Source organism: Accumulibacter sp., from assembly GCF_023806625.1.
Lineage (GTDB): Bacteria > Pseudomonadota > Gammaproteobacteria > Burkholderiales > Rhodocyclaceae > Accumulibacter.
Genome location: NZ_JAMTDX010000031.1, coordinates 1 through 4,394, shown reverse-complemented (window position 1 = coordinate 4,394; position 4,394 = coordinate 1). Strand labels below are relative to the sequence as shown.

Here is a 4,394-nt window from a genome sequence, read left to right as displayed (position 1 = left end):
CTACGCGCGCTGTCCGAGCAGCATGCTGGTGACGCGCTGTTCGGGATTCTCGGCGATGCGCAGCAACAGATTGCGATAATCGCTGAGCAGCGCACGGATCGTTTCCGCGGCATAGCGCTTTCGGTCGTAGACCACGCGCAGCGTGAGACGCGGCGCAGTGACCACGAACAGCGTCAGGGCGTACAGCGGTTGCGTCACGTAGCGCACGTCGCTCAGTTCCATGCCGACCGGCCGGCACGACTGCAGGTCGCTACCCGAGTAGTTGCCGACGACGACGATCGAGTCGAAGAGCGGCCGCTTTTCCGGCGCCACTTCGCACCATTGCTGGATCAGTGTCAGCGGCGTGTGCTCGTACTCGCGCATCTCGGCCATCTGCAACTGCAGCAGGCGCAGCCAGGACGCTACCGTGGCATCTGGCACCAGGCGGCTGCGCAACGGCTGCGTGACGACCACCAGGCCGCGCGTGGTTTCGATCCCGGCCAGGCCACATTGGCGTCCCGAAGCGATGCTCCCGAAGACGACATCGTCCGCCTGCGTGTGCCCGTGCAGCAGCAACGCCCAGGCGCCGTGGATCAGCGTGCTGAAGGTGATCGCATTGCGCCGCGTCAGTTGCCCGAGCGGCGCGGCCGCTTCGTGACTGAACTCGAGGTCTTCCCACGCGTGCCAGATCTCGTTGCTCGACGGGGGCGTCAGCGCCGGTGATTTGTCCTTGATCGACACCGGATCGGTAAATCCCGCCAATTGTTGGCGCCAGTAGCGCTCGGCCTGCGTGTAGTCCTGCCCCTCCAGCCAGGCGACGAAAGCGCGGTACGGGGCGGGCGATCCGTTGACCACCGGTTGACCGGCAACGAGCGCATCGTAGGTCCGGAAGACCGCGTTCAGCAGCAGCGGTTCGGACCAGCCGTCGAGGATGACGTGGTGGTAGGTCCACATGAGGTGGTAGCGCTGGTCGGCCAGCCGAACGACGACGACGCGGCTGAGCGGTGGGCGCTTCAGGTCGAAGCCTTTCATCCGCTCGTCAGCCAACAGGCCGGCCAGTCGGTTGGCCTGCTGGTCAGCGGCGACTTCGCGCCAGTCGATGAACGTCGGGGCAAAGGCGACGGACGGCACGAGAACCTGCAGCGGGTACGGTGCGCCGCGGCGGACGACCGCGGTGCGCAGCATGGCCTCGTCGTCGGCGACGCACTGCCAGGCGCGCGCGAAGAGGGCTTCGTCCAGGTCGCCCTGCAGATCGAAGCAGACCTGCTCGATATAGGCGCCCGAGGTGCGTGGGGCGAGCAGCGATTGGAAGTAGATGCCGCGTTGTGTGGCGCTTAGCGGGTAAACGTCGAGCAGTTGCGGGAACATGCCGGCGAGTTGTTCGCGCCAGCGTGGCTCGGCCCAGTCGCGCTCGCCGCTTGGCGCGGGCAGCTGATGGCTGCTGCTCGGTGCGCTGGCCAGATACGCTGCCAGTTCGGCGACTGTCGGGTGACGAAAGATCTGTCGCGGGGCGACTTGATGGCCGCGCTGGCGCAGTTCGCTGACGACCTGCAGGGTGAGTATCGAATCTCCTCCGATTTCGAAGAAGTTGTCGTGGATGCCGACTTGTGCGCGACCGAGGCTGCGTGACCAGGCGGCAGCGACTGCTTCCTCGAGTGCGTTGCGCGGGGCGATGTAGTTTTCGCTGGCGCCGGCGTGCGTTTCGATGCGCGCCAGCGCTCGCCGGTCGACCTTGCCGAGCGGCGTCAAGGGTAGCGCCGCCAGCGACAGGAGGACTGCGGGGACCATGTGGTCGGCCAGTTCCGCCTTCAGGTAGCGGCGCAGATCACCCGGGTTGACGGCAGTGCCCGGGCTGGCAACGTAGTAGCCGATCAGACGCCGGTTGCCTTGGGCGTCTTCGACCGCGACGACCGCAGCATCCTGGACGCCCGGGTATTGGGTCAGCACGCTTTCGATTTCGCCCGGCTCGATGCGGTAGCCGCGTACTTTGACCTGCTGGTCGATGCGTCCAAGGAATTCGATGCTGCCATCCGGCAGCCAGCGGCCGAGATCGCCGGTGCGGTACATCGGTCCGGCGGCCATCTCGGGGTAGGGGCAGGTGACGAATGCGGCTTCGGTTTTCTCCGGCTGCCGCCAGTATCCTTCGCCGACGGCCACTCCGGCGATGCAGATCTCGCCCGGAACGCCGACCGGCAGGGCTTGCAGGGTGCGATCGAGGATGAAGATGCGCACGTTCGGCAAGGGATAGCCGATCGGTGCGACGGCGTAGCGCTGGGCCAGCGGTTGCTGCAGGACGATGAGCGTGACGTCGTCCGAGGTCTCGGTTGGCCCATAGGTATTGGCCATCGGGATCGCCGGGTAGAGCGCTAGCCAGCGGTCGACCAGTTCGGCCGGCAGGGCTTCGCCGGTGCACATCATGCAGCGCAGGGCCGGCAGCGCGCGCTGCTCGGCGGGTAGTGTGCTGACCAGGTCGAGCAGCGCGCGCAGGACTACGGGAACGGGTTCGGCCAGGTTCACTGCATGCTGGCGCATCGTTGCGAGCAGCAGGACCGGGTCAACGACGACGTCGTAGTCGGCAATGACGGTACTTCCGCCGACGACGAGCGGGGCGAGGAACTGCCAGACCGAGATGTCGGACGATGAGGCTGCGGTTTGCAGGAAGCGCAACGGTGCTTCGATGGGTAGGCCGGCAAGTTCGCCAAACAGGTGGTTGAGCGCTCCGTCGTGCCGGCAGATGGCGCCTTTCGGGCGACCGGTCGAGCCCGAGGTGTAGATCATGTACGCGCGGTCGCGTCCGTTGAGGGCCAACCCAGGCTGGCTTGCTGCCGCCGCCGCCAGGTGCTCGGGCTGCACGAGGGTCAGTCCGGTGGGATCGAGCCGCGCCTCGCTGCCGCTGAGCGATACGACGCAGCGCAGGGTTTGGCTCCCGCTGAAAACCTCGGCGTATTCGCCAAGCGTGCGCGCGTCAGAAATGACGAAAGCGGCTTCGCTGTCGTCGAGCATGTGGCGTATGCGGTCGCGCGGGTACGTTGGATCGAGCGGTACATACGCGCCTCCGGCTTTGAACACGCCGAGCATGGCGACGACGAAGTCGCCGCCGCGCTCGAGCAGGATGCCGACGAAGGCGCCTTTGGTCAGCCCCTGCGCGAGTAGTGTGTGGGCCAGGCGGTTGGCGCTCGCCTCGAGTTCGCCATAGCTCAGTTGCCGGTCGCGATGGATGACTGCCGGGGCATCAGGCGTGCGCCCAGCTTGCGCCTCGAACAGCGCATGCAGCGTCGAAGCGAGCGGGAAGGTGCCCGAGGCTTGGTTGAAATCGACCAGTACCTGGCGTCTTTCCGACGCACTCATTACGTCGACCTGGCCGAGCGGCATCGTCGGGCGCGCTGCGATGTGTTGCGCGGCGATCCGCAAGTGCTGGGTCAGGCGTTCGACCGTTGCTCGTTCATAGAGGTCGGCCGCATACACCGCTTCGCCGCGGATTTCGCCGCCACTTGTCTGGAAGAGAAAGGCGATGTCGACCGGATACGCCTGCAGGTCGATCGTCGCATCGGTGCTGCCAACGGCCAGCGCGATGTCGAACAGCGGGAAGCGGTGGCTGCTGACCTCGGCCCCCAGAACCTGCAGCAGTTCCGCGACGCTCGGCAGGGCGTGCGCCGACATCTCTTCGATCTGTTCGGCGAGATCCGCCAGCATCGCGCCAAACGTCAGTTCCGGCGGACAGGGGATTCGCAGCGGGGCAACCGCCGGTGCGTCCTCCTCCGATCCGCCGGCCAGCAGACCGACAATCAGGTTGTCTTCGCGTTGATGGCGGCCAAGTAGAACGCCGAGCAAGGCGGCGCACAGTTCCCGGTCGGAAACCCCGCGACCAGGGTCCAGGCTCTTGAGCACCCGCACCACCTCGGGCTCGATCGTGAATCCGATCCGCTCATACACCCGCGCCACCGCAGTCGAGCGCTTGCAATCCGGAACAATCGCCGCACGCGGCACGTCGTCCGCCAGTCTGGCCAGCCAGAACCCCTGGTCGGCCAGGTCGCCGACAGCGGCCTTCGGCGCTGCGTGCGCCAAGGAACGGGAGAGAGCATGCATGTCAAGCACCATTCATTGGGAATCAGACGTTAAGCCTTCAGATGGCGGCCGTCGGACCGACCGCCCGGCACGCCGGGCAGGGTGGCAGCGAGGGCCCGCGCGGTGACAACCACGCCCGTGCGCCTTGGCCAGTCGGCGAGTCGGCGCACCCACGGCGGCCACCGATCCCCGCGCACAGGCGGCACTCCGTCCGCGCACCGTCGATCACTGATCCGCCCGTCCATGCCAAATGCCAAATTCCTAGAACCTGACCGCCTTGCCACAGCGTCATCCGCGCAGCCGACCCGCACTCCTCGCCGCTACTCAGCCTTCACCGTATACCTACCTCG

Annotated in this window: 1 protein-coding gene; it reads right to left on the bottom strand. The window is 66.6% G+C overall.

Annotated elements, in window-relative coordinates; all coding sequences use genetic code 11:
- Window positions 1–4,065, bottom strand: a complete 4,065-nt coding sequence (locus NFW05_RS06305) for an amino acid adenylation domain-containing protein (protein ID WP_295303806.1) — start codon at window positions 4,063–4,065, stop codon at window positions 1–3.
- Between the last annotated feature and the right edge of the window lie 329 nt (window positions 4,066–4,394).